This is a genomic window from Georgenia sp. EYE_87 (genome assembly GCF_023148685.1).
In the GTDB taxonomy this organism is placed as follows: domain Bacteria; phylum Actinomycetota; class Actinomycetes; order Actinomycetales; family Actinomycetaceae; genus Georgenia.
Map to the genome: position 1 here is coordinate 372,574 of NZ_JAHXNL010000003.1, position 25,201 is coordinate 397,774.

A 25,201-nucleotide genomic window follows, 5' to 3' on the forward strand; every position below is an offset into this window, starting at 1 on the left:
AACCGATGGTAGATGGGCAATGTTCCCGGCGACCACCGACATCCGTCACACCGTCAGCCGACGCGTACCTCGGCCAGCTCGATGCGGTTCTTGCCGTCCGACTCGGCGACCGGCAGGCGCGGGAACCACAGCACGATGCTGCCCGTCTCCACCGGCTCGAAGGTCAGCACCGTGTCCGGGCCCATCTCTCCCTCGGCGAGGATCTCGCCCTCGGTGGGCGCCTCCGGTGACGTCGCGCGGACCTGGACCAGGCCGCCGGTCCCGCGCAGGTCGAGCCCGACGCTGCTGACGGTGGCGGGCTGCTGCAGCGTGACCGCGAGCCCGATGCCGGTCTTCATGCCGTACTCGGGATTCACGTAGGAGCGGGAGCGCCAGATCGTGGCGGGGTCGCCGTCCATCGCCCGAGGCGTGAGGTCCGGGTTCTCGCCGCCGTCCCCCTCGGGGTCCAGCGGGGCGAGCGAGGCGATGACGGGCGGACCTGCGGGCTCCTCCGCCGGCGCCGTCTCCTCGGGGGTCGGCTCCGCCGTCGGCGTGGGTTCGGCGGTCGCCGTCGGGGCGGGGTTGTTGCGGGGCAGGGAGACCGGCTCCGGCGGCGCGAGCAGCGTGCGGGTGGAGATGAGGAACAGGACGAGCACCAGCGCGGCGACGGCCACCAGCACGACCGGCGTGGGGTTGATGCGCCGCTCCGCGAAGGGGATCTCGGGGCCGTCGACGGCGGAGAGGGCGTCCCGCTCGTCGGGCCGTGGGCCGGGTGCCCGGTCGACGGCGCGGTCCCGTCGCGCGGCCGCGGTCTCGGCCACCTTCTCCCTGCCGGCGACGACGGCGGAGCCGACGGTCTCCCGGGTCGCGGCGGCGGCCGTGCGGGTGCCCTCGGCCGCCTTGCGGGCACCGGTCTTCGTGCCCTGGGCCGCTCTGCGGGCTCCGGAACGGACGGCCTCGGCGGTCGACCCGGCGACGGCGGCCAGCGCGGCCCTCGTGCCCGGGGTCCTGGTGTGCCGGCTCGACGGCGCGGTCGGGCCCGCCTCCGCCGCGTCCAGGATCTGCGGGAACCCGGGCGGCTGCGCCGATCGTGCGGGGCGCTGCGGGGTCCAGGACAGCGTGCGCGGGGCCGGGGGCGTCGCCGGCCGGTCGGGGGCGGCCTCCTGGCGGGCGAGCCGTGGCTCGAGCGGGGAACGCTCGGCGGTCGGGGGCGATGCCGGGGTGAGGCTCGGTGCGGGCGGCGAGGCGGGGGCCGGTCCGGGGGCGGTGTCGGGCGGTGGCGGGGGCCCGACGGCGATCGCGGGGTCTGTGGCGTCGGGGGCGGGCGGCGCGGCGTCGGTGTCGAGCGGGTCCGGCATCGGGGCGGGCGCCGCGGCGGCGGCTGGGTCGGTGACGGCCGGCTCGGCGTGGAGGCGCGCCCAGGTGGGGACGAGCCGCTGGGCGCCGGCCGCGCCCGTCGCCGGAGCGGGCACGGCGGGGGTGACGGCAGCGGTACCGACGGTCGGAGAGCCGGCGGAGCGCTCCGACGGGGCCGCGGGAGGCGCGGCAGGAACGTCTGACTCGGGCGAGAGAGGTGCGCTCGGAGGTGCCGGCGGCGCGCCGAGGACGGCCGCGGCGTCGACGTCCGTCCACGGGGCGAGAAGCCGGATGAGCTCGCCGGTGCTGCGCGGTCCGTCCCCGTCGACCAGCGCGCGGGTGCAGAGGTCGTCGAGGTCGCCGGGCACGTCGGGGTTGAGGCTGCGCGGGGCGGCGGGCGCCTCGTCGGTGGCCGGCCACACGCCGGTGAGCGCCAGGTACAGGAGGCGCACGAGGTCCGTGGCGTCGCGGCGGGTCGCGGTGAGGGGCGACCCGTCGGGGTCCGCGGTGCCGAGCAGCACGGCGTCGGTGCCCAGACCGGTCACGAGGACCTCGCCGTCGGGGGTGACGTGCACCGAGCCGGGCCGCAGCGCCAGGTGACGGACGCCGTGGCGGCGGGCCGACTCCAGGGCGCTGGTCGCCTCGCCGACGATGGCGCGGGCCTGCTCGGGAGGCAGCGGGCCGTCCGCCGTCAGCTCGGCGAGGTCCGGGCCCGAGACCGGGTCCGTGACCACGTAGGACGCCGTGCCGTCCGTGCCGACGTCGAGCACCTGCACGAGGCGGTGGTCGTCCACCAGCGCGGCGCGGCGAGCGGCGTCCAGCACCTCGGCGACGCCGGAGCCGGCCGGCGGCAGGACGAGAGCCTCGACGCGGCGGTCGAGGATCGTGTCGTGCGCCCGCCGACGGTCCACCCCGCCCACCGTCGTGGCGAGGGAGGCCCCGAGCTCGTAGCGCTCGTCGAGGACGTGGCGGGTCCCCCGGCCGGCTTCGTCCGTGCGCGCTTCCAGTGCCGTGCTCCCCTTGTCCGCGTGACCCCCTGCCCCGGATCGGGCGTTGGGGCCGAGTGTACGCACCGGCGTGCCCGGCGCAGCGCTGGGCGGCGGTGCGCCGTCGGCGGCGCCGTTCCGGCTCCCGGGACCGCTCCCCGGGCCCGCGGGTCCGTCGTCGTCCGGTCCGTCGTTCCCGGGTCCGCCCCTGGGTCCGCTCCCGGGGCCGTCGGGCCCGTCGTCGTCCGGTCCGCTCCCGGGACCGTCGGGTCCGCCGTCGCCGGGACCGTCGGGTCCGCCGTCGCCGGGACCGTCACCCGGTCCGCGGCTCCCCGCCGCCCGCGGCGCCAGGGCCGCCCCGGTGCGCGCCAGCACCCGTCCCACGCGGCCCGGCACACGGCGCCCGACGGCGGCCAGGACCTTGCCGACCGGGCGGGCGAGGGCGTCGAGCTCGTCGACCCCGAGGCGGCGCAGCGCCACGACGTACAGCACGCCCATGACGAGACCGACGACGACGATCCGCCAGAGCGCGCCCAGCACGCTGAGGTCCGAGTCCGTGCCGGTGAGGTGCAGCAGGCCCCAGCCGATCAGCGAGACCGGGACCGCGGCGAGGACCAGACGCACGTGCGTGCGCAGGACGCGCGAGCCGTCGAGGGTGCGCAGGTGGCGGCGCAGACCCAGGTAGGTGATGGTCGCGCCGGTCCAGTTGGACAGGGTCATCGCCACACCGATGCCGACCACGATCCACGGGGGCGGCAGCAGCATCGACGCCGCGGCGCCGACGGCGAGGACGAGGATCATCGGCACCTGCAGGCGGAAGAGCCCGCGCGCGTCCTCGAAGGCGTAGTAGACGCGTTGGCACATGGTGAACACGCCGACGGCGGCCAGGCCCGCCACCATCGCCACGACCACGCGCGCGATGGACTGGACCTCCGCGTACGTCACGGTCGCCGCGATGACCCGCACCACCGGGAGCGCGAGGACCATGACCGCACCGGTGGCGAAGACGGTGAACACGGAGACGGTCCGCAGCCCGACGGAGAGGTCGGCGCGCACCCGCGACAGGTCCTCCGCCGCGGCGTTGGCGGACATCCGGGTGAACAGCGCGGTCACGAGCGAGACCGTCACCAGGGAGGTGGGCAGCGTGTAGATGAGGAACGCGGTGTCGTACGCGCCGTTGCCGGCGACGTCCCGGGCGCCGCCGCCGGCCCGGAACGCGTACGCGGCGGCGTTGGAGACGACGACGTACGCGGCCTGGTTCGCGGCGAGCGCGGCGAAGACCCACATCGCCATGCGGCTGGCGGTCCCCAGGCCGGACCCGCGCAGCCCCCACTGGGGGCGGTAGCGGAACCCGGAGCGGTACAGCGGCACGAGGAGCACGAGGGCCTGGACGACGATGCCGAGCGTGGCCGTCCCCGCCAGCAGCGCCACCCGCTCGGTGCCCCACAGCCCCGCGTTGTCGGCGTCGGCGGCGGTGGTGCCGCCGTAGATCGCCAGGTAGGCCAGCAGCCCGCCGATCGCGACGACGTTGTTGGCCGCGGGCGCCCACATGTACGGGCCGAAGACCGAGCGGGCGTTGAGCACCTGCCCCAGCAGCGTGTACATCCCGTAGAAGAACAGCTGCGGGATGCACCAGTACCCGAACGTGACGGCGACGTCGTACCACTGGGAGGGCAGGTTCACGGCGTACAGCGACACGAGCAGCGGCGCCGCGAGGGTGAGCAGCAGCGTGATCCCGCCGAGACCCACCATCGCCAGCGTGAGGAGCCGGTTGACGTACGCCTGGCCGCCGTCGGCGTGGCCGCGCACCGCGCGCACGATCTGGGGCACGAGGACCGCGTTGAGCACGCCACCGGCGATGAGCATGTAGATGAGGTTCGGCAGCTTGTTCGCCACCGAGAACGCGTTGCCGGCGCCGGTGTTGATGCCGATCACCGCGCCGAGCAGGAGCGGGGACTTGACCATCCCGAGCACCCGCGAGACGAGCGTGCCGGCGAACATCACGGCCGAGGATCCGGCGACCCCGCGACGGGCGGCGCTCATGCGGTCTCCTCCTCCGGCAGCGGGGTGTCCGGGTCCATCCGGCGGCCGCGGCGCACCGTGCGCACCAGCCCGATGACGAGCATCACGGCGAGCACCCCGGCGACCACGGCGGTGCCCACGTTCTCCCAGTCGGGTCGCGCCCGCACCCGCAGGTCCGCCGGGGTGCCGACCGGGCGGCCCTCCGCGGTGAGCAGCTCGACCGCGACGTTGACGTCGCCGCTGCCCAGCGCCCGCACCGGCACCGTGGCCGTGGCCTGCGAGGTGGCCGGCACCGTGAGCGTCACCGGCCCGGGCACCTCGAGGCGCTGGTCGCTCGGCTCCAGCGCCACCTGGACCGTCACGTCCGTGGTCAGGTCGTTGCGCACGTGCACCGGCAGCTCCGCCGAGGAGTTGATGACGTTCAGGGTCGAGGACTCCAGGGCCCTGACCTGCGCGTCGAGCGCCGTCACGTCCGCGGCCACGCGGTCCAGCAGCGCGGCCCGCCCCGCGGGGTCCTCGCGCCACGCGGACGACAGCGCGGGCTCGAGCGCGTTGACGACGGGCTGGACCACCTGCTCGGGAGAGGCGGTGACGGACGCGAACGAGCGGGCTCGCTCCACCGTGGCGTCCATGGCCGCCAGCTGCCCCGACCGGATCTCGTCGGGGTCGACCTCGGTCTCGGGCAGCGTGCCGCGCTCGAGCTCGGGGGCCTCGCGCGCGACGACCTCGGACAGCGCCGTCGGCTCCACCCACGGCGCCCCGAGCAGCGTCTCGAGGTTGTCGGCGAGGGCGTCGACGTCGCCGGCGTGGTCGCGGGGCAGGGCGAGGACGACGGCGCGGGGGTCGGACGGGCGTTCGCGGGAGATGACCGCCGTGTCCGCGAGGAGCAGCTGGCGGGCGTCGAGGGGGTCGAGGTCCACCGCGGTGTCGTCCACGGCGCCGGCGCGGGGCAGCAGGCTCCCCTCCAGCACCGCCGAGGCGCGGTCGTCCACCAGCACGGCGGGCACGGTGTGACTCTCCTCGGGGCCGTCGGCGATGACGAGGTCGGCGCGGCCCTCCGGGGTGTAGGTCAGCTCGTCCAGTGGCGTCGCGGCGGTCACGGGCAGGACGGCGGCGTCGGTTCCGGCGGCGTCCCCGGCGGCCACGGTGTCCAGGTCGGGGTAGACCGTGGCGGGCCAGGTGAGGGTCGGGGCGTTGCGGAGCCCGGCCGCCCGGGCGGCCTCGGCGGCCCGGGCGGTGCTCTCCTCCAGCTGGGCGTGCGCGCCGGTGTGCGCGAGCGCGGCGACGTCGGCGTCGGCCCACGGCAGCACCGCCACCTCACGGCCCTCGCCCGCCCCCATCGCCGCGACGGCGTCGAGGAGGGCGGACCAGCCGGTCGCACCGGCCCGGTCCTCCGACGGCGGTGCGGGCGACGGGGCCTCCGTCGTCGGGTCGGTGCCCGGGTCGGCGTCCGCCGCGTCGTCGGGTCCCTCGGCGAAGGCGCCGCCGGCGGCCGCCCCGGACCCGAGGGCGGTCCCCGCCTCGCCGGCCGGCACGGCGAGCAGCGAACCGTCCACCGCAGCGGTCACGCCGGGGCGGTCGACGGCGCGCAGGAGCTCCAGGAGCCGGGGCGCCGCGGCGTCGCCCACCGCGGTGCCCGCCAGCGAGGCGTCGGTGCGCTCGGCCGCGGTCGGGGTCAGCGGGACGAGCACGCTGACCGGAGTGGGCTGGACCTCGACGTCGGGGTACCACAGCATGACGCTGCGGTCGGCGCCGGCCAGGTCGGCGCCCGAGGTGTCGTCGACGGCGACCTCCACCCCGTGCGGCCCCCAGGCGGCGGACGACTCGGACAGGCCCAGCTCCTCCGGCGCGATCTCGACCGAGAAGGTCGCGCTCGCCCCGGCCGGTAGCTCGTCGAGCTCCTCGCGGGCGAGCACGGCCGTCGTCGAGAAGCTGCCGGGCTCCATCCAGCGCTGCAGCGCCGTGCGGGAGACGGGGGTGTAGCGCTGCAGGCGCAGGCGCAGCACCGGGTCGGCGGCGTCCTCCGCCGACGCGTTCTCCACCGTGCCGCGCACGGTGAGCGTCTGGCCGGGGCGGAGCACCGGCGGGCCGAGGTCCGTGATCTCGACCTCCAGCTCGGGCTCCGGCTCCGCCGTCGTGGCGGGAACGGCGCCGGCAACCGCGGGCGTGGCGGCGGCCGCCCCGGCCACGGCACCGGCCGCGGCACCGGCGGCCTGGGGTGGTGCCGCCGCCGCCGGCACGGCCAGCAGCGCAGCGCCGAGCGCGGCGGCCAGGGCCGCGACCGGGCGTCGCCCGGCCCGACGCAGTGTCATGCGCGCCCGGCCAGCACGTCCCGCGCCGTGGACACGACGCGCCGCTCGTTGGGGTAGGCGAGCCGGGTGGCCACCTCGGTCAGCTCGACCCAGGCGACGTCCTCGGCCTCATGGTCGGGGTCGTTCTCGATGGTCAGCTCCCCGCCCGTCGCCTCGAGCAGGAAGTGGTGGACGACCTTGTGCACCCGCCGGTCGGTGCCGGCGAACCAGTAGTCGATGGTGGCGAGGTGCCGCAGGATCTGGCCGGTGATCCCCGTCTCCTCCGCGATCTCCCGCACGGCGGCCTCCTCGGGGGTCTCCTCGCCCTCGAGGTGCCCCTTCGGCAGGCACCACTCCAGGCGCCCGGCGCGGTTGCGGCGGGCGATGACGGCGGTGAACGCACGCCCCTCCACCACGTCCACAACCAGGCCGCCGGCCGAGGTCTCGTCCACCACCGGGAGCGCAGAGGTGCGTGCGTTCACCAGCCGGCTCCGGGGCGGCCGCGGCACCTGAGGGCGCGGCACGGGGAAGGCGGCAGGCATGTGGACACTGTAATGATCTGGGCGCGGGGGCGTTGTGGGCGCCACCGGCTCGGCGTGGCACCCTTGGTCGGTGCCCAGCCCGACCACCTCCCGCCCCGACCGTCGTCTCGAGCTGCAGCGCCGGGCGCTGTCCGCGCTGGCCGGCCTCCCCGCCTCGATCTTCGAGCTGGGACAGCGGTTCGCCGCCGCCGGGCACGAGCTGGCGCTCGTCGGGGGCCCCGTGCGTGACGCGTTCCTCGAGGAGGTCTCCCACGACCTCGACTTCGCCACCTCCGCCCGCCCCGAGGAGACCGAGCGCCTGCTGGCCGCCTGGGGCGACGCCTCCTGGGACATCGGCAAGGAGTACGGCACGATCGGCGCCCGCCGTGGCGACGACGTCGTCGAGGTGACGACGTACCGCACGGAGGCCTACGAGGTCGGCTCTCGCAAGCCCGTCGTCGAGTACGGCGACACCCTCGAGGGCGACCTCTCCCGCCGCGACTTCACCGTCAACGCCATGGCCGTCCGGCTCCCGGAGCTGACCTTCGTCGACCCGCACGACGGCCTCGGCGACCTCGCCCGGCACGTCCTGCGCACCCCCGTGAGCGCCACCCAGTCCTTCGACGACGACCCGCTGCGCATCATGCGGGCCGCGCGCTTCACCGCCCAGCTCGGTTTCGACGTCGACCCCGACGTCATGTCCGCGATGTCCGCCATGGCGGACCGGCTCACGATCGTCTCCGCGGAGCGGGTGCGCGCCGAGCTGGAGCGGCTGATGGTCTCGCGGTACCCCCGCCGCGGGCTGGAGATCATGGTCTACACCGGGGTCGCCGACGTGGTCCTGCCCGAGCTCGCCGAGCTCCAGCAGACCGTCGACGAGCACAAGCGGCACAAGGACGTCTACGAGCACACCCTCACCGTGCTCGACCAGGCCATCGCCCTGGAGACGGGGCCCGACGGGCCGGTCCCCGGGCCGGACCTCGTCCTGCGGCTGGCGGCGGTGATGCACGACGTCGGGAAGCCGGCCACGCGCCGGTTCGAGCCGGGCGGCGGGGTGAGCTTCCACCACCACGAGCTCGTCGGCGCGAAGCTCACCGCGAGGCGGCTCAAGGCGCTGCGGTTCGACAAGCAGACGGTCAAGGACGTCAGCCGCCTGGTGGAGCTGCACCTGCGCTTCCACGGCTACGGCGACGGCGCGTGGACCGACTCCGCGGTGCGCCGCTACGTCACGGACGCCGGCCCGCTGCTCGAGCGGCTGCACCGGCTCACCCGGGCGGACAGCACCACCCGGAACCAGCGCAAGGCCATGCGGCTCTCCGCGGCCTACGACGACCTCGAGGAGCGCATCGCGCAGCTGCGCGAGCAGGAGGAGCTCAAGGCCATCCGGCCCGACCTCGACGGCAAGCAGATCATGGAGGCCCTCGACGTCCCCGCCGGGCCGGTGGTCGGGCAGGCGTACAAGTTCCTCCTCGACCTGCGCATGGAGCGCGGGCCGATCGGCGAGGACGCGGCGCGCGAGGCGCTGCTCGCCTGGTGGGCCGCGCGGAGGTGAGGCCCGCGGGGGCCTCCTGCCGACGCCGGACGGGTCAGCTGCGCTCGGAGGTCAGCACCGGCAGGGGCGTGTCGTCCACGCGCCGCACGCCCACCCCGTACGCCAGGGCCACCAGCACGTAGACGGCCGTGAGGGCCAGGAACACCCCGCGCGACCACCCCGTGTCCGGCAGCGCCACCGCCGCCAGCGCCGCGGCGCCGACGAACGCGGCGTTGTAGAGGGTGTCGTACAGGGAGAAGGCGCGGCCGCGGTAGGTGTCGTCGGTGTCGCGCTGGACGATCGTGTCGACGGCGATCTTGGCCCCCTGGACCCCCAGCCCCATGAGCACGGCCGCGGCGGCAATCACCCAGAAGCCTGGCGTCGTCGCCAGGAGCGCCTGGCTCACCCCGGCGATGCCGAGGCACACGACGATCCAGGCCGAGGGCCGCACCCGCTCGTGTGCGATCGGGGTCAGCAGGATCCCCAGGCCGTTGCCCGCGAACGAGATCCCCGAGAGGGTGCCGAACATCTTCAGGCCGGCCTCGGCGTCGGCCGGGTCCGAGAGCAGGTTGCGGGAGATGAGGAGCAGGGCGATGAAGTTCAGGCCGTAGAGGAACCGGTGCGCCGCCATGACGCCGAGCGCCATGCCCGGGGTCCGGCGCGCGACCAGGTAGCGGGCGCCGTCGGCCATCTCCCTCACGGTGGCGCGGACGTCGTCCCAGAGCTGGTCGGCCGGGGCCGGGTCGACGGGGCCGAGCTGGTCGCGGCCCAGCCGCAGCGCGAGCGCCGAGGCGGCCGCGAACAGCAGGGCCGCGATGGCGAGGGCGATGCCGTTCTTGACCGGCCCTGCGGGTGCGGCCAGTCCGAGGAGCAGCCCGATGCCGGCCCCGACGACGGCGGAGACCGCCCCGAGGGTCGGGGTGATGGCGTTGGCCATCAGCAGGTGCTCGCGCGGGACCACGCGCGGCAGGCCCGCCGACAGCGCGGCGAGCAGGAACCGGTTGATGCCCAGGGTGACCAGGGCGAGGACGTAGACGGGCAGCCCCACCCCGACCGTCGCCATGAGGACGGCCAGGACGAGCGCGAGGACCACCCGGATCGCGTTGCCGTGGAGGAGGACCTGGCGGCGGCGCCAGCGGTCCAGCAGCGGGCCGGCGAAGGGGCCGACCACGGTGAACGGCAGCAGCAGCACGGCGAAGGCGGCCGCCACCGAGCCGGCCGTCGCCATGTTCGTCGGGTTGAAGAAGAACAGCGTCGCCAGGCCGATCTGGAACGCGCCGTCGCCGCACTGGGAGACCAGGCGGACTGCGAAGAGTCTGCGGAAGCCGTCGTTGACCGCGACGGTGCGCAGGTCGGACAGGACGCTCATCGGTCGCCGGACGGTCGGGCGGCAGGTGTCGGCACCGTCGAAGGCTAGCCGCCGCCGGCGCGCGGGCGAAAAGACCGCCGCCGCGGGTGCCGCATCTCACCACGGCACCCGGCCCCTTGGCCTCTGGCAAGTGGGGGTCCGATGCGAGACGATAGATAGGTGGATAGATCAAACTTTGCTGATGAACGTTCCACACCGGGCGCGACGGTCGCCGTCGGGCAGGACGGCGGAGCCGCGGACCCGTCCCCGGGGAAGCCGGCTGCGTCCCGGGGAGAGCCGGACCCGTCCCTGCTGGGGGCGGACGAGGTCGCGGCCGCCGTCGGCACCGACCCGGCCACCGGCCTGACCTCGGACGAGGCCGCCCGCCGCCTCGCGGCGGACGGCCCCAACGAGCTGCGCTCCAAGCCGCCGGTGCCGCTGTGGCGCAAGATCGTCTCGCAGTTCCAGGACCCGCTGATCTACCTGCTCCTCGTCGCGATCGTCATCTCGCTCGGGGCGTGGATCGCGGAGGGGGCCACCGGGGCGCCGGTCGACGCGATCGTCATCACCGCCGTCGTCCTCCTCAACGCGGTGCTCGGGTTCGTCCAGGAGAACAAGGCGGAGGACGCCGTCGCCGCGCTGCAGTCCATGACCGCCGCGAGCTCCACCGTGCTGCGGCACGGCGAGCTGCGCAGCGTGCCCTCGAGCCAGCTGGTCCGTGGCGACGTGCTGGTCCTCTCCGAGGGCGACGCCGTCGGTGCCGACGCCCGGCTGCTCAGCGCCACGCAGCTGCGGATCGCCGAGGCGTCCCTGACCGGCGAGAGCGAGGCCGTGACGAAGGACCCCGCACCGCTGCCCGGGCCGGCACCCCTCGGCGACCGGAGGAACATGGTGTTCAAGGGGACCGCCGTCGCCCAGGGCGTGGGCCGCGCCGTGATCACCAGCACCGGCATGGACACCGAGATGGGCTCCATCGCCGAGATGCTCGACGCCACCGAGGAGGACCCCAGCCCGCTCCAGCGCGAGATCGCCGGGGTGAGCAAGCTGCTCGGCATCACGGTGGTGGCGATCGCCGTGGTCGTCATGGTGGTCACGGCGCTCGTGAACCAGGTGAGCTCGGTCAGCGACCTCGTCACGGTGCTGCTGCTGGGGGTCTCCCTCGCCGTCGCCGCCGTCCCGGAGGGCCTGCCCGCCATCCTCTCCGTGGTCCTGGCGATCGGCGTGCAGAAGATGGCGAGGCGCAACGCCGTCGTCAAGAAGCTCCACTCGGTCGAGACCCTGGGGTCGGCGTCCGTCATCGCCTCGGACAAGACCGGCACGCTGACCAGGAACGAGATGACCATCGAGCGGGTGCTCACAGCGTCCGGCGAGGTCGACCTCACCGGCGTCGGCTACCGGCCCGACGGCGAGGCCCTCGTGGACGGGCAGCCGCTCGCCGGCAGCCGGCACGCGGACGGCCCGCTGGCCACCGAGGTCCGGCTCGCCCTGGCCGGGGGCGCGCTCGCCAACAACGCCCAGCTCACCGAGCGCGACGGCGAGTGGGAGATCCAGGGCGACCCCACCGAGGCCGCCTTCCTGGTCGCCGCGCGCAAGCTGCCGCCGGCCCACGCCGAGACCGAACGCTTCGAGCGCCGCGCCGAGGTCCCGTTCACCTCCGAGCGGAAGATGATGTCGGCGCTGGAGGAGAAGACGTCCGACGGCAACCTCGTCCTGATGGTCAAGGGTGCACCCGACGTCCTGCTCGACCGCTGCACGCGGGTGCAGGTGGGGGACGACGTCGTCCCGCTGGACGAGGAGCGGCGCACCCGCGCGCTCGCGGACGTCGAGGAGCTCTCGGAGCAGGCGTTCCGCACGCTGGGCGTGGCGTACCGGCCCTCGGAGGAGATGGCCGCGCTGACGGGCTCGGGCGCGGGCACGGGCCCCGGCTCGGACGGCGACGGCGCGGCGGGCGGCGACGGCGCCGCGGGCGGTGCCGGCTCGGGTGCGCCCCTCCTGGACGAGTCCGCCGAGCGGGACCTGGTCTACGTCGGCGTCGTCGGCATCATCGACCCGCCGCGCGCGGAGGCCGCGGCCGCCGTCGCCGAGGCCCACCGGGCCGGCGTGCGCGTCATGATGATCACCGGCGACCACCCCACCACCGCCGCGCGCATCGCCGCCGATCTGGGGATCGTCGAGCCCGGCGCGAGGGCGGTCAGCGGCACGGACCTGGACCGGCTCGACGCGGCGGGGCTGCGCGAGGTCACGCGCGAGTCGTCGGTCTACGCGCGGGTGGCGCCGGAGCACAAGCTGCGCATCGTCGACGCCCTGCAGGCCGACGGCCACGTCGTCGCCATGACCGGCGACGGCGTCAACGACGCCCCCGCGCTGAAGTCGGCGGACATCGGCGTCGCGATGGGCATCACCGGCACCGAGGTGACCAAGGAAGCCTCGAAGATGATCCTCGGCGACGACAACTTCGCCACGATCGTCGCGGCCGTGCGTCAGGGCCGCGTCATCTTCGACAACATCAAGAAGTTCCTGCGCTACCTGCTCTCGTCCAACATGGGCGAGGTCTTCACGGTGTTCTTCGGGGTGGTGCTCGCCGGCGTCATCGGGCTGGCGGGCGCGTCCGGCGAGGCGGTGGTGGTGCCGCTGCTCGCCACCCAGATCCTGTGGATCAACCTCGTCACCGATTCCGGGCCGGCGCTCGCGATGGGCGTCGACCCCGAGATCGACGACGTGATGGCGCGCCGGCCGCGGAAGCTGACCGACCGCATCATCGACAGGCACATGTGGACGGGGATCCTGTCCATCGGGCTGGTGATGGCCGCCGCCACGCTGCTGACGATCGACATCTTCCTTCCCGGCGGGCTCGTGGATGGCGACGACTCCCTCGAGGTCGCCCGGACCGCCGGCTTCACGACGCTCGTGATCGCCCAGCTGTTCAACGCGTTCAACTCCCGCTCGGAGACGTCCAGCGCCTTCCACCGGCTGTTCGTGAACAAGTGGCTCTGGGGTGCGGTGGCGCTGGCGTTCGTGCTGCAGATCGCCATCGTCGAGGTGCCCTTCCTGCAGACCGCGTTCGGCACGGCCTCCATGGACCTGGCGCACTGGGCGGTGTCGTTCGCGATGGCGTCGGTGGTGCTGTGGTTCGACGAGCTGCGCAAGCTGGTCTGGCGCGCGCGGCACCGCGGCGAGGTGGCCTGAGGGCGGCGGCCCGCCGTCGTGTCGTCGCGCCGTCGTGCCCGTCGTGCCGTCCTGACCGTCGCGCCGTCCTGACCGTCGCCCGACGTCATTGGGGAACTCTGGTGTCTCTGCGCGACACTGACCTTCCCCGATCCTTGGTGGTCGGTCTCTGCGGTCGGTACGCGTCCCGAGATCAGCGCGCGACTGCGCAGCCCGGCCCGCACGGCACCGCCCGACCACGCCAGCCCCGTGACCGGAGCGCGTGGGCGACCTGCCGGGCGGTCGCGCAGGGCGTCACGGCGACGTGGACCCAGCGGTAGCGGAGGGTGAGGTCCTTGGCGATCACAAGCGCGGCGTTGTCGCGCCAGACATCCGAGTCGGTGCGGCCGTTCGGGTGCGCCAGCTGGCCATCCAGCTCGACGCGCACGCCGAGCGAGAGGTAGAGGCAGTCCGCGCGGACCCACAGGCCGTCGAGCACCTGGCGCGCCTGGAGCTGGGACCGCGGCAGCCCGTGCCTGCGCTCGACGTCGCGGTGGTAGCGGTACTCGAGCGGCGACTCGACGCCGTCCTCGACCTCGCCGAGGATCTCGAGCAGCAGTGCTCTGTTCGGGATGCGGCTTCGTCGGTCGATCTCATCACGGAGGTGGCTCAGGTGGGTACGGCGCAGCGCCGCCGACGCCAGGCCGACGATGGTGTCGATGTCGTTGGTGCCGGACGCCAGGTCGACGAAGGTCGCAGGTGCCACGACGGTGCGAAGACGGCCCTGCGAGATCGGCATGTGACGGCGGCGCAGCACCTCGATGCCCTGCTGCCGCGCACGTCGACGGGTGTGCGGGACGCTCACCTCGATCAGCGACGGCGGACGGCTGATCATCTCGTGGCGGTATGCGGCCGAGCGGTGACTGAGCGCCGCGCCGGGCCCGGCATACAGCAGCGCCTCCATCGCGCGCGAGTTCCAGGACGGCGTACCTGTGAACGTCAGGTACACGCCCGGCACACGACGGACCCAGCGGCCCGCACGAAGCTGACTGCGCAGGAAGGCCGGGTCGCCGCAGAGGCGCATCACCTGGGTTCGGGCTACGACGCCGTACTGCCGGTCGGCCAGCCGTGCGAGTTCGGGAGGGACGGGCTGCATCCTCGTAGCGTGCTCGTCGAGCCTCGCGCCCACCGGCGGCGATCACATGCTGTGGAAAAGTCTGTGGAGAGGTGCAGGCAGCTCGGAGGCCCTGTGAGGCCCCAGCCGACCCCGGGCGGACGCCGCGGGAGCCAGCGTCGGGCCGGCCGACGCCGACGCGCGCACCTTCTGGGGCGAAGACGGCGTGACGCCGACGCGCGCCCCCTAGGGTCACGACGGCGTCCCGGCCATGTGACCTCGTCACGACATCGACCGACAACCAGCCCCAACAGGGAAGATTGCTGTCGCTTCGTGGCACTGATCTTCCCCGGTGATCGTTGCGGGGAACGCGAACCGGCCGCCTCGCCGCCGCCGCGACTCGGAGCCCCAACGGGGAAGATTGCTGTCGCTCCGTGGCACTGATCTTCCCCGGTGATCGTTGCGGGGAACGCGAACCGGCCGCCTCGCCGCCGCCGCGACTCGGGGCGCCGCGCCGGAGCGTGCGCGGTGGAGCTGCCGGGAACGCAGCGGGCCCCGCCACCCGAAGGTGACGGGGCCCGGAGGTGAGACCGATGCCTGGAGGTGACGGGGCCGATGCGAGGGCGACCAGTCCGGCGCCAAGGTCGGCAACCAGTGTCGGCGTTCAGCCGGCCGGAGCCGCCGCCCGGCCCGACAAGCAGCCTCAGCGCTCCATGTCACCCCGGATGAACGCCTCGACGGTCTCGCGGGCCAGGTCGTCCGGGCGCTGCTCCGGCGGGGACTTCATGAAGTAGCTCGCCGGGGATAGCAGCGGGCCGCCGATGCCACGGTCGAGCGCGATCTTCGCGGCGCGCACGGCGTCGATGATGATGCCCGCGGAGTTCGGGGAGTCCCAGACCTCGAGCTTGTACTCGAGGTTCAGCGGCACCTCGCCGAAGGCGCGGCCCTCGAGGCGCACGTACGCCCACTTGCGGTCGTCGAGCCACTGCACGTAGTCCGACGGCCCGATGTGCACGTTCTTCGCGCCGAGGTCGTGCTGCAGGTTGGAGGTCACGGCCTGCGTCTTGGAGATCTTCTTCGACTCCAGCCGGTCGCGCTCCAGCATGTTCTTGAAGTCCATGTTCCCGCCGACGTTGAGCTGGTACGTCCGGTCCAGCACCACACCGCGGTCCTCGAAGAGCTTGGCGAGCACGCGGTGCGTGATCGTCGCGCCCACCTGGGACTTGATGTCGTCACCGATGATCGGCACGCCGGCCTCGGTGAACTTGTCGGCCCACTCCTTGGTGCCGGCGATGAACACCGGGAGGGCGTTGACGAACGCCACGCCCGCGTCGATGGCGCACTGGGCGTAGAACTTCGCGGCGTCCTCCGAGCCCACCGGCAGGTAGCAGACCATCACATCGACCCGCGCCTCGCGCAGGGCGGCGACGACGTCCACGGGCTCCGCCGTCGACTCCTCGATGGTCTCCCGGTAGTACTTGCCCAGGCCGTCGAGGGTGTGGCCGCGCTGGACCGGCACGCCGAGCGGCGGGACGTCGCAGATCTTGATGGTGTTGTTCTCGGAGGCGCTGATCGCCTCGGACAGGTCCTGGCCGACCTTCTTGCCGTCGACGTCGAACGCGGCCACGAACTCGAGGTCACGCACGTGGTAGTCGCCGAACTTGACGTGCATCAGTCCGGGGACGGTGCTCTCGGGGTCGGCGTCGGCGTAGAAGTGCACGCCCTGGACCAGCGAGGACGCGCAGTTCCCGACGCCGACGATCGCGACGCGGATAGCACTCATGCTTGCTCCTTGGTTGGTGGTGGGACATCGATGAAGGCGCTCGCGCCGGCGGCGCTCCCGCTCTTCCTGTGAAGGACGGCGGAGCTGCCGCCGGTCCGTGGGACGGCGGTCGTGCCGTCGGTCTGGTGGACGACGCCGGAGGTACCGCCGGTCCGTGGGACGGCGGTCGTGCCGTCGGTCTGGTGGACGACGCCGGAGGTACCGCCGGTCGTCGGGGTGCGGGCCGCGGTGCCCGGCTCGGGGGATGCGGGTGCGCCGTCGGACCTCGGGTCGTTCGTCGCGCGACGGGGTCCGCGATCCCGGTCGACGGGCAGCGACCGGTAGTCCAGCGCACCGCGGGTGCCACGCTCGGTGTCGATGACGCTCTCGAGCCACTGGACCTCGCGCTCGACCTGCTCGAGGCCGTGGCGCGCCAGCTCGGCGGTGTAGGCGTCCATCCGCCGCGACGTGCGCCCGAAGGTCTGGCGCAGGTTCTCCTGCCGCTCGACCATCCGGGCGCGCCGGCCCTCGAGGATGCGCAGCCGCGTGGTCGCGTCGGTGCTCCCGAAGAGGGTGAAGCGCACGTCGAAGGCGTCGTCGTCCCAGGCGGCCGGCTCGGCGACGGCCAGGGAGCTCTCGAGGTGCTGCCGGCCGGCGTCCGTCAGCTCGTAGACGATGCGGCCCCGCCGTCCGCCGAGCGGCGCCGAGGTGGGCTCGGCGGCGGTGATGAGCCCGCGTTCGGTGAGCGAGCGCAGGGCGGGATAGAGGGAGCCGTAGGAGAGCGTGCGGAACGCACCGAGGGCGGCGTTGAGATGCTTGCGCAGCTCGTAGCCGTGCATCGGGGCCTCGCTGAGCCGGCCGAGAATGGCCAGCTCCAGCACCCGCGTCCGTGCGCTCACTGCTCTCCGTTCGTCCGCCGCTGCCAGCCGGCAGCGGCTGCGTAGCACCGCAATATATCGCAACGATATATCGCGCGGTGCATCGCCGCGTCCGTGTCGCGACGAGGATGCGGCGGGAGGTGTGGCGGTACGGGCGTGCGTGTCGGAAGCCGAGCGCGTCCGCGAGCGAGGCCGCAGCGAGGCAGAGCGGGCACGAACCGCCCGGTGACCTGGGCTGGCGGCGCTGTGAGCCGTACCGCAGTGTGCCGTCCTATACAGACGCCTCCGGGCCCAAGGCCGCATACTTGTGGACTGATCTGCCCCGACGGGCAGCTGGGCGTGCGTGTGCCCGGCCGGCCGGGGCGCACGAGACCGCACTCCACGAAGCACCGGTGTGCGGCACGGTGAAAGGCTGAACCGCGTGGCACGTCAACCTTCTCGAAACCCGGGCCGACGCCCGGCGGCGCCCCGACGGGCGACGTCGTCGACCCGGCGTCCGGCGGCGAGGAAGCAGCAGAAGCGCTTCCTCAACTACCCCCGGGCCGGCAAGGGGCCCGTCCAGCGCTGGCTGCCCAGCTGGCGCGTGGTGCTCGGTGCCTTCCTCACCCTGATCGCGGTCGGGGCGGGGATCTTCGCGTTCGCCTACGCCACCACCGAGGTCCCCGAGCCGGACGACTTCGCCCTGGCGCAGTCGACGACCGTCTACTACGCCGACGGCGAGACGCCGATGGGCCAGTTCTCCGAGGTGGACCGGCAGATCGTCGCGCTCGACACCCTCCCCGAGCACGTCCCGGCGGCAGTCATCGCGTCCGAGGACCGGCGGTTCTACGAGAACAACGGTGTCGACCCCAGGGGCCTGGTCCGCGCCCTGTGGAACAACGTGCGCGGCCTGCCGACGCAGGGCGGTTCCACGCTGACCCAGCAGTACGTCGAGCGCTACTACGTCGGCACGACGACGAGCTACTTCGGCAAGTTCAAGGAGACCATCCTCGCGCTGAAGATCGACCAGTCGCAGACCAAGAGCGAGATTCTCGAGAACTACCTCAACACGATCTACTTCGGCCGCGGCGCGTACGGCATCGAGAAGGCCGCGCAGGCGTACTTCGACAAGCCCGCCTCCGAGCTGACGATCGCGGAGTCCGCTCTCATCGCCGGCATCATCCCCTCGCCGTCGAACTGGGACCCGGCCGTCGACCCCGAGCGGGCCGAGGAGCGCTGGAACCGCGTCATGGACCTGATGCTCGAGGACGGCTGGATCACCGCCGAGGACCGGGCGGCCGCGCAGTACCCGCAGGCGGTCGAGCCGGCCACGGAGAACATCTACGGCGGGCCGAACGGCTACCTGCTCACGATGGTCCGCAAGGAGCTGGTCGAGAGGGCCGGCATGACCGAGGAGGAAATCGACACCCTCGGTCTCGACATCGTCACCACGATCAGCCAGCGCAACCAGGAGGCCGCCGTCCAGGCGGTGGCGAACCTGCCGGAGGACCGGCCGGAGAACAACCACGTGGCGCTCGTGTCGATCGACCCCGCCACGGGCGGCATCGTCGCGCTGTACGGCGGCCCCGACTACGTCGCCCAGCCGCAGAACGACGCCACGCAGTCCGTGGCCCAGGGCGGCTCGACCTTCAAGCCCTTCACGCTGATCGCGGCGCTGGAGAACGGCAAGACGCTGGACGACACCTACCTCAGCTACGACGACATGGAGATCGAGGGCTATGACGTCCCCGTCTCCAACTACGACAGCTTCAACCGCGGCAGGATCGACATCGTCGAGGCCACGAGGGACTCCGTCAACACCGTCTACGCACAGATGAACGTCGAGGTCGGGCCGGACAAGACGGTCGACGTGGCCACCCGCGCCGGCATCCCCGAGGACACCCCGGGCCTGGTTGCCACGCCGTCGAACGTGCTCGGCCCCGCCTCGCCGCACCCGATCGACACGGCGACGGCGTACGCCACCTTCGCCGCGCAGGGGGTGCGCCACGAGACCCACATCGTCGCCGAGGTGAAGGACTCCGACGGGAACACCGTCTTCACCGCGAACACCGAGGGCGAGCGGCAGTTCGACGAGCAGGTCATGGCCGACGCCACGTACGCCATGAGCCAGGTCGTCGAGCGCGGGACCGCGGAGACGGCCAGCGCCATCGGCCGGCCCGCCGCCGGCAAGACCGGGTCGTCGAACGCCTACCGCTCCGCGTGGTTCTCCGGGTACGTCCCGCAGCTGTCCACGACCGTCGCCATGTTCCAGACGGGGGAGGACGGCACCGAGGAGGTGCTCACCGGCTTCGGCGGTATCAACACCATCGCCGGCGGGACGTACCCCACCCAGATCTGGACCGACTACATGCTCGTGGCCACCGAGGGCATGGAGGTCCAGGAGTTCCCGGAGCGCTCCGAGCCGGAGCGGCCCACATACGTCCCGGCGCCTCAGCCCGAGCCCGAGCCCGAGCCGACGACGGAGGAGCCGACGACGGAGGAGCCCACCGAGGAGCCGACGACGGAGGAGCCCACCGAGGAGCCGAGCCCCACCCCGACGCCGGAGCCCGAGCCGGAGACCACCGAGCCCGCCGAGGAGCCGACCGAGCCGGCCGAGGAGCCGACAGGGCCGGGCGACCTGCTCGAGCCCCCCGCCGGCAGCGGTGAGAACAACGGCGTCGGGGGCGGCGGCGGGTCGAACGACGCCGCCGGCCTCCGGTGGGAGGACTGGGTCGGCGCCGACAGCTGATCCGCCCGCCCCGTCCACGACAACGGCGAGGGTTCGGTGCCTCTGGGCATCGAACCCTCGCCGTTGGTCTCTCGGCTCCGGCACCGGCGAGGGCAACCGGTCGCGGGCTGCGCCGTCGTCCACAGGACTGTGACGAGGCTCGCGGCCGGACGAGCGGGGTCGCTACGGTACTGTTGTCCGTTGGTCCCCACCGTCACGCACCTGCGTCGGCGCGCGGGGCCGCAGCACGCTGCAAGCCCTCCTGTCACGGAGAGACCGTGACCGCCAAGTCCAGAGGAGGTGGGTAACAAGCATGCGTCAGTACGAACTGATGATCATCCTCGACCCGGAGGTCGAAGAGCGCACCGTCGCCCCGTCGCTCGACAAGCTGCTCACGGTCGTCAAGACCGGTGGCACCGTCGACAACGTCGACATCTGGGGCAAGCGCCGTCTTGCCTACGACATCAAGAAGCGTTCCGAGGGCATCTACGCGGTGGTCAACATGACCACCACGCCGGACATCGCCCAGGAGCTCGACCGCCAGCTCGGCCTGAACGAGGCCGTCCTGCGCACCAAGCTCATCCGCCCGGACGCTCACTGAGCACCCGCTCACTGAGCACCACCTGACCCAGGGAGCACACGCATGGCAGGCGAGACCGTCATCACCGTCGTCGGAAACCTGACGGCGGACCCCGAGCTGCGTTTCACCCCGTCGGGGGCGGCCGTGGCCAGCTTCACCGTGGCGTCCACGCCGCGCACCTTCGACCGCCAGGCCAACGAGTGGAAGGACGGGGAGACCCTGTTCATGCGCTGCTCGATCTGGCGCGAGGCCGCGGAGAACGTCGCCGAGTCGCTGACCAAGGGCACCCGCGTGATCGTGCAGGGCCGGCTCGTGCAGCGGTCCTTCGAGACCCGTGAGGGCGAGAAGCGCACGGTCGTGGAGATGCAGGTCGACGAGGTCGGTCCTTCCATGCGTTACGCCACGGCCAAGGTCACGCGCTCGCAGCGCGGCGGCGGCGGCTTCGGCGGCGGCTCCGGTGGTCAGGGCGGCGGCTACAACGGTGGCAACCAGGGCGGCTTCGCCGGCGCGCGCGCCGGCGGCGGCGGCCAGCAGCAGGGTGGCGGGTTCACCGCTCCCGGCGGCGGCCAGGCCGACGACCCCTGGGCCACGGGCGGCTCGAGCGCGTTCAACGACGAGCCCCCCTTCTAAGTCAGACCTTCCGGTGCGGCGCCCGGCGCCGCCCGCAGAACATCGAGGAGTACCACCATGGCGAAGCCTGTTCTTCGCAAGCCCAAGAAGAAGGCCAACCCGCTCAAGTCGGCCAAGATCGAGAACGTCGACTACAAGGACACCGCGCTGCTTCGGAAGTTCATCTCCGACCGCGGCAAGATCCGCGCCCGTCGCGTGACCGGCGTGTCCGTCCAGGAGCAGCGACTCATCGCCAAGGCCGTCAAGAACGCCCGCGAGATGGCCCTGCTGCCCTACTCGAGCTCGGCTCGCTGAGGCCAGGGAGGCACATCATGGCAAAGCTGATCCTGACCCACGAGGTCTCCGGTCTCGGCACCGCAGGCGACGTGGTCGAGGTGAAGGACGGGTACGCCCGTAACTACCTCGTCCCGCGTGGCCTCGCCACCCGCTGGACCAAGGGCGGCCAGAAGCAGGTCGACCAGATCCAGGCGGCCCGCAAGGCCCGCGCGATCCACACGATCGAGGAGGCCCGCGACGTCCGTGACCGTCTGCAGGCCAACCCGGTCACCATCGCCGTGCGCTCCGGCGAGAACGGCCGCCTCTTCGGCGCCGTGACCACCGCGGACATCGCCGAGGCCGTCAAGGCCGCCGGCGGCCCGCAGCTCGACCGCCGCAAGATCGAGGTCCCGGCCCCGATCAAGGCTGTCGGCGAGCACAAGGTCCACGTGCGGCTGCACGAGGACGTCCAGGCGACGGTCGACGTCAAGGTCGTCCCCGCCCAGTGACACGGGCGGACCTCCCGACGGCGTGAGCCGCCCGGGTCGTCCGTCACCGGCTCCGGCCCGGTCCCTCACGGGACCGGGCCGGAGCCGTTCTCGTGTCCCGAACGCACGCCACGGGCTGTGGCCCCACGCAGTGTCATCCGCGGCGCTGCGACGGCCGGGACGTGCCCTCGAAGGCCGCCCGGAGCTCGGCGAGGTCGAACTTGCCCTGCGTCGCGAGCATCGCCTGGGTGACCCGCCGCACCTTCTCGTGATCCGGGTCCTCCAGCATGTCGTACCACTCCGCCGGCACGACCTGCCACGAGAGCCCGTAGCGGTCCTTCAGCCAGCCGCAGGGGCCCGGCTCCCCGCCCGCGACCAGCCGGTCCCAGAAGTGGTCGATCTCCGCCTGGTCAACGCAGTTGACCGCGAACGACACGGCCTCGGTGCACGGGAACTGAGGGCCGCCCGACCGGTCATCGGCCGCTGCCGAGCACCATCCAGGACGTGCCGCGCGCCCGCAGGCCCGTGGTGACGGCCCGTGCGGTCATGAAGGCACCGCCGAAGGCCGCCCACAACCACGCCAGCCCGGCTGCGCCGTCGGGGGCGAACTCCTGGACCGCCCACGCCAGCGGGAGGTAGACGACGAGGGTGAGCACCCCCGCCCAGGCGAGGTAGCGGCCGTCCCCGGCCCCGATGAGGACGCCGTCGAGCACGTAGACCCAGCCCGCCACCGGCAGGCAGGCCCCGGCCACGGCGAGGGCGACGGCGGCGGCGAGGCGGACGTCGTCGTCGCCGGTGAAGAGCGGGGCGAGCCACCAGCCTCCGGCGGCGAAGAGGACGCCGATGAGGGCGCCGGCGGCCGTGCCCCACTGCAGGCAGCGGCGCATGAGCGCGCGGACGTGGCCGGGGTCCCCGGCGCCGAGCGCCTGCCCGACCATCGCCTGAGCGGCGATCGCCAGGGCGTCGAGCGCGAACGCGGCGAGCCCCCACATCGCGTTGACCACCTGGTGCGCCGCGAGGCTCACGGCGCCCAGGGACGTGGCGACCGCGACGGTCGCCAGGATGGCGCCGCGCAGCGTGAGCGTCCGCACCAGCAGCGGCGCGCCGGCACGGGCGGCGGACCAGACGCCGGCGCCGCGCGGGCGCAGGGAGACGCCGATGCCGCGGGCGCGGCGCAGCACGACCAGGACGAGGGCGAGGCCCATGGCGGTCTGGGCGGTCGCGGTGCCCAGCCCCGAGCCCGCGACCCCCATGCGGAGGCCGTAGATGAACAGCGCGTTGAGGCCGATGTTGGACAGCGCACCCGCGACGGCGACGACGAACGGCGTCCGGGTGTCGAGCAGGCCCCGGAGGGTGCCGGTCGCCGCGAGCACGAGGAGCATCCCCGGCAGGCCCGGCGCGGACCAGCGCAGGTAGGCGACGGCGTGGGGCTCGACCGCCGCCGGAGCCCCCATCGCCGTCACGAGCCAGGGCGCGGCGAGGAAGAGCGCCGTCGCGGTCAGCGCCCCGAGCACCGCCGCGAGCCACATGCCGTCCACGCCGGCGGAGACGCCCCCGGCGCGGTCGCCCGCGCCGACCCGGCGTGCGGTGGCGGCCGTGGTGGCGTAGGCGAGGAAGACGAAGACGCCGACGGCGGTCGTCAGCAGGGTGGAGGACAGGGAGAGGCCGGCGAGCTCGGCGGTGCCGAGGTGCCCGACCATCGCGGAGTCGACGAGGACGAAGAGGGGCTCGGCGACCAGGGCGCCCAGCGCGGGGACGGCCAGCGCGAGGATCTGCCGGTCGAGCGCACGCCCTTTCGGACGGCGACCCTCAGGTAGGTGTCGAGGGTCGGCCAACGTGTCGGGAGTGTCGTCCACCGATCTCCGTTCCAATTTTTCTCCACAGTGTGTGCACGCACCTGGGGACGCGTTCCCGCGCGATCCGGGGCATCCGCAGGGAGATACCCACAGAGTTATCCCCGGCTGTGCACAACCCCGGTACCGGGCTCCACAGGCCGTCCACAGGATAGGGCGGCTCCGTGCACAGACCCCATTCGGTGTGGACGACGCCGGGGGCCTAACCTCGCGTGGGCGCAGGCTGGGTTCGTGGGGTCCGGATGTGGGCGGCGGGCGTTAGACCTGAGTATTGCTTGAGGAAGAGGAGATCGGGTGACGATCGCGGACGAACGTACGGCGACCAACGGTCGGGAGGGGTTCGACCGGACTCCTCCCCAGGACGTCGCGGCGGAGCAGAGCGTGCTTGGCGGCATGCTGCTCTCCAAGGACGCGATCGCCGACGTCGTCGAGGAGCTCCGCGGCAACGACTTCTACCGCCCGGCCCACGAGTTCGTCTACGAGGCGATCCTCGACCTCTACGGCCGCGGGGAGCCGGCCGACGCCGTCACGGTGGCCGCCGAGCTGACCAAGCGCGGCGAGATCGCCCGGATCGGCGGTGCGCCTTACCTGCACACCCTGATCTCGTCGGTCCCCACCGCGGCGAACGCCGGCTACTACGCCCGCATCGTCCGCGAGCAGGCGGTGCTGCGCCGCCTGGTCGAGGCCGGCACGCGCATCGTCCAGCTCGGCTACGCCACCGACGGCGGCGACGTCGAGGACCTGGTCAACAACGCCCAGGCCGAGGTCTACGCCGTCAGTGAGCGGCGCACGAGCGAGGACTTCGTGCCGCTGCGCGACACGATCAACCCGACGATGGAGGAGATCGAGGCCGCAGCCGACCGCGGCGAGGGCATGATCGGCGTGCCCACCGGCTTCGCCGACCTCGACGCGCTGACCAACGGCCTGCACGGCGGGCAGATGATCATCATCGCGGCCCGACCGGCCATCGGGAAGTCGACGATCGCACTAGACATATGCCGCTCAGCGTCGATCAAGCACGGGCAGACCTCGGTCATCTTCTCCCTGGAGATGGGCCGCACCGAGATCACCATGCGACTGCTCTCCGCCGAGGCGCAGGTGCCGCTGCAGAACATGCGCAAGGGCACCATGCGCGAGGAGGACTGGACCCGCATGGCGACCGCCATGAGCCGGGTGTCCGAGGCGCCGATGTTCATCGACGACAGCCCGAACATGTCGCTGATGGAGATCCGCGCGAAGTGCCGCCGGCTCAAGCAGAAGCACAACCTGCGCCTGGTCGTCGTCGACTACCTCCAGCTCATGAGCTCCGGAAAGCGCGTCGAGTCCCGTCAGCAGGAGGTCTCGGAGTTCTCGCGCGCCCTCAAGCTCCTCGCCAAGGAGCTCGAGGTGCCGGTCATCGCCGTCGCCCAGCTGAACCGTGGTCCCGAGCAGCGCACGGACAAGAAGCCGATGATGAGCGACCTTCGCGAATCGGGCTCGCTGGAGCAGGACGCCGATGTGGTCATGCTGCTGCATCGCGAGGACGCCTACGAGAAGGAGTCCCCGAGGGCTGGTGAGGCCGACATCATCGTGGCCAAGCACCGCAACGGTCCGACCGACACGATCGTCGTCGCCTTCCAGGGTCACTACTCGCGGTTCGTGGACATGGCTCGTTAAGTAGAAATGCCGACGATGCACTGAAAAGTGCATGAGGCCTTGGGAAAAGACAGACGGCACCGGTACGGTGGCGGAACCGAGGTTGCTGGTGACGTCCTGA

Annotated in this window: 16 protein-coding genes and 1 pseudogene; 8 read left to right on the forward strand and 9 right to left on the reverse strand. The window is 73.1% G+C overall.

The genetic code is table 11. The annotated features are described in order from the left end of the window. Window positions 1-53 precede the first annotated feature (53 nt). Genes murJ through KZX45_RS07515 form a run of 3 tightly spaced genes read right to left on the reverse strand, consistent with a single transcriptional unit; the run spans window position 54 to window position 7,176 of the window. Window positions 54-4,364, reverse strand: coding sequence for a murein biosynthesis integral membrane protein MurJ (murJ, locus tag KZX45_RS07505; RefSeq protein WP_248257092.1), 4,311 nt, complete (start codon window positions 4,362-4,364; stop codon window positions 54-56). Then, window positions 4,361-6,655: a DUF6049 family protein gene (locus KZX45_RS07510; protein WP_248257093.1), complete on the reverse strand. Its 2,295-nt coding sequence runs from the start codon at window positions 6,653-6,655 to the stop codon at window positions 4,361-4,363. The genes murJ and KZX45_RS07510 overlap by 4 nt, the downstream gene beginning before the upstream one ends. Then, window positions 6,652-7,176 (reverse strand): NUDIX hydrolase, encoded by a 525-nt coding sequence (locus KZX45_RS07515; protein ID WP_345041749.1) that lies wholly within the window; start codon window positions 7,174-7,176, stop codon window positions 6,652-6,654. The genes KZX45_RS07510 and KZX45_RS07515 overlap by 4 nt, the downstream gene beginning before the upstream one ends. Before the next feature lie 70 nt (window positions 7,177-7,246). Here KZX45_RS07515 and KZX45_RS07520 point away from each other — a divergent pair, with 70 nt between their 5' ends. Then, window positions 7,247-8,707 (forward strand): CCA tRNA nucleotidyltransferase, encoded by a 1,461-nt coding sequence (locus KZX45_RS07520; RefSeq protein WP_248257094.1) that lies wholly within the window; start codon window positions 7,247-7,249, stop codon window positions 8,705-8,707. A 34-nt stretch (window positions 8,708-8,741) separates the two neighbouring features. Here the strand turns inward: KZX45_RS07520 and KZX45_RS07525 are convergent, their stop codons facing one another. Continuing rightward, window positions 8,742-10,055: an MFS transporter gene (locus KZX45_RS07525; protein ID WP_248257095.1), complete on the reverse strand. Its 1,314-nt coding sequence runs from the start codon at window positions 10,053-10,055 to the stop codon at window positions 8,742-8,744. A gap of 288 nt (window positions 10,056-10,343) precedes the next feature. On the opposite strand from KZX45_RS07525, the gene KZX45_RS07530 reads away from it, so the two are divergent. Then, window positions 10,344-13,220, forward strand: coding sequence for a cation-translocating P-type ATPase (locus tag KZX45_RS07530; RefSeq protein ID WP_248257198.1), 2,877 nt, complete (start codon window positions 10,344-10,346; stop codon window positions 13,218-13,220). A gap of 172 nt (window positions 13,221-13,392) precedes the next feature. Here the strand turns inward: KZX45_RS07530 and KZX45_RS07535 are convergent, their stop codons facing one another. The 3 genes from KZX45_RS07535 to KZX45_RS20220 all read right to left on the reverse strand — a co-directional run bounded on the left by KZX45_RS07535 (window position 13,393) and on the right by KZX45_RS20220 (window position 16,953). Beyond that, window positions 13,393-14,334, reverse strand: a complete 942-nt coding sequence (locus KZX45_RS07535; protein ID WP_248257096.1) for a hypothetical protein — start codon at window positions 14,332-14,334, stop codon at window positions 13,393-13,395. Window positions 14,335-14,995: 661 nt separating this feature from the next. Then, window positions 14,996-16,075, reverse strand: coding sequence for an inositol-3-phosphate synthase (locus KZX45_RS07540; protein WP_248257097.1), 1,080 nt, complete (start codon window positions 16,073-16,075; stop codon window positions 14,996-14,998). Further along, window positions 16,072-16,953: a PadR family transcriptional regulator gene (locus KZX45_RS20220; RefSeq protein ID WP_308221716.1), complete on the reverse strand. Its 882-nt coding sequence runs from the start codon at window positions 16,951-16,953 to the stop codon at window positions 16,072-16,074. Before KZX45_RS20220 ends, KZX45_RS07540 begins: the two co-directional genes overlap by 4 nt. 400 nt (window positions 16,954-17,353) lie before the next feature. Here KZX45_RS20220 and KZX45_RS07550 point away from each other — a divergent pair, with 400 nt between their 5' ends. From KZX45_RS07550 to rplI, 5 genes are all read left to right on the forward strand, one after another. Next, on the forward strand, window positions 17,354-19,660 hold the full coding sequence (locus KZX45_RS07550; protein WP_248257098.1) for a transglycosylase domain-containing protein: 2,307 nt from the start codon (window positions 17,354-17,356) through the stop codon (window positions 19,658-19,660). A gap of 292 nt (window positions 19,661-19,952) precedes the next feature. Further along, window positions 19,953-20,240, forward strand: a complete 288-nt coding sequence (gene rpsF, locus KZX45_RS07555) for a 30S ribosomal protein S6 (RefSeq protein WP_248257099.1) — start codon at window positions 19,953-19,955, stop codon at window positions 20,238-20,240. Between the two features lie 42 nt (window positions 20,241-20,282). Beyond that, a complete protein-coding gene (locus KZX45_RS07560) occupies window positions 20,283-20,849 on the forward strand; it encodes a single-stranded DNA-binding protein (protein WP_248257100.1) in 567 nt (188 codons plus the stop codon). A 57-nt stretch (window positions 20,850-20,906) separates the two neighbouring features. Further along, window positions 20,907-21,143 (forward strand): 30S ribosomal protein S18, encoded by a 237-nt coding sequence (rpsR, locus tag KZX45_RS07565; protein ID WP_043503716.1) that lies wholly within the window; start codon window positions 20,907-20,909, stop codon window positions 21,141-21,143. A 17-nt stretch (window positions 21,144-21,160) separates the two neighbouring features. Next, the gene (gene rplI / locus KZX45_RS07570) at window positions 21,161-21,613 is read left to right on the forward strand and encodes a 50S ribosomal protein L9 (RefSeq protein WP_248257101.1); all 453 of its coding nucleotides are present in this window, start codon (window positions 21,161-21,163) and stop codon (window positions 21,611-21,613) included. A gap of 133 nt (window positions 21,614-21,746) precedes the next feature. Here the strand turns inward: rplI and KZX45_RS07575 are convergent. Together KZX45_RS07575 and KZX45_RS07580 are read right to left on the reverse strand one after the other, a co-directional pair. Then, window positions 21,747-22,049 (reverse strand): annotated as a pseudogene (locus tag KZX45_RS07575) (VOC family protein); the annotation flags it as partial. Window positions 22,050-22,065: 16 nt separating this feature from the next. After that, complete coding sequence (locus KZX45_RS07580; protein WP_374112568.1) at window positions 22,066-23,448, reverse strand: MATE family efflux transporter; 1,383 nt, start codon at window positions 23,446-23,448, stop codon at window positions 22,066-22,068. A gap of 291 nt (window positions 23,449-23,739) precedes the next feature. On the opposite strand from KZX45_RS07580, the gene dnaB reads away from it, so the two are divergent. Then, window positions 23,740-25,101 (forward strand): replicative DNA helicase, encoded by a 1,362-nt coding sequence (gene dnaB, locus KZX45_RS07585; RefSeq protein ID WP_248257103.1) that lies wholly within the window; start codon window positions 23,740-23,742, stop codon window positions 25,099-25,101. Window positions 25,102-25,201: the final 100 nt, after the last annotated feature.

Bases quoted from the DNA above. Each gene is read 5' to 3' on its own strand.
- rpsR (WP_043503716.1), top strand. From the start codon at position 20,907: ATGGCGAAGCCTGTTCTTCGCAAGCCCAAGAAGAAGGCCAACCCGCTC.
- murJ (WP_248257092.1), bottom strand. From the start codon at position 4,364: ATGAGCGCCGCCCGTCGCGGGGTCGCCGGATCCTCGGCCGTGATGTTC.
- KZX45_RS07560 (WP_248257100.1), top strand. From the start codon at position 20,283: ATGGCAGGCGAGACCGTCATCACCGTCGTCGGAAACCTGACGGCGGAC.
- rpsF (WP_248257099.1), top strand. From the start codon at position 19,953: ATGCGTCAGTACGAACTGATGATCATCCTCGACCCGGAGGTCGAAGAG.
- KZX45_RS07525 (WP_248257095.1), bottom strand. From the start codon at position 10,055: ATGAGCGTCCTGTCCGACCTGCGCACCGTCGCGGTCAACGACGGCTTC.
- KZX45_RS07510 (WP_248257093.1), bottom strand. From the start codon at position 6,655: ATGACACTGCGTCGGGCCGGGCGACGCCCGGTCGCGGCCCTGGCCGCC.
- KZX45_RS07535 (WP_248257096.1), bottom strand. From the start codon at position 14,334: ATGCAGCCCGTCCCTCCCGAACTCGCACGGCTGGCCGACCGGCAGTAC.
- rplI (WP_248257101.1), top strand. From the start codon at position 21,161: ATGGCAAAGCTGATCCTGACCCACGAGGTCTCCGGTCTCGGCACCGCA.
- KZX45_RS07515 (WP_345041749.1), bottom strand. From the start codon at position 7,176: ATGCCTGCCGCCTTCCCCGTGCCGCGCCCTCAGGTGCCGCGGCCGCCC.
- KZX45_RS07540 (WP_248257097.1), bottom strand. From the start codon at position 16,075: ATGAGTGCTATCCGCGTCGCGATCGTCGGCGTCGGGAACTGCGCGTCC.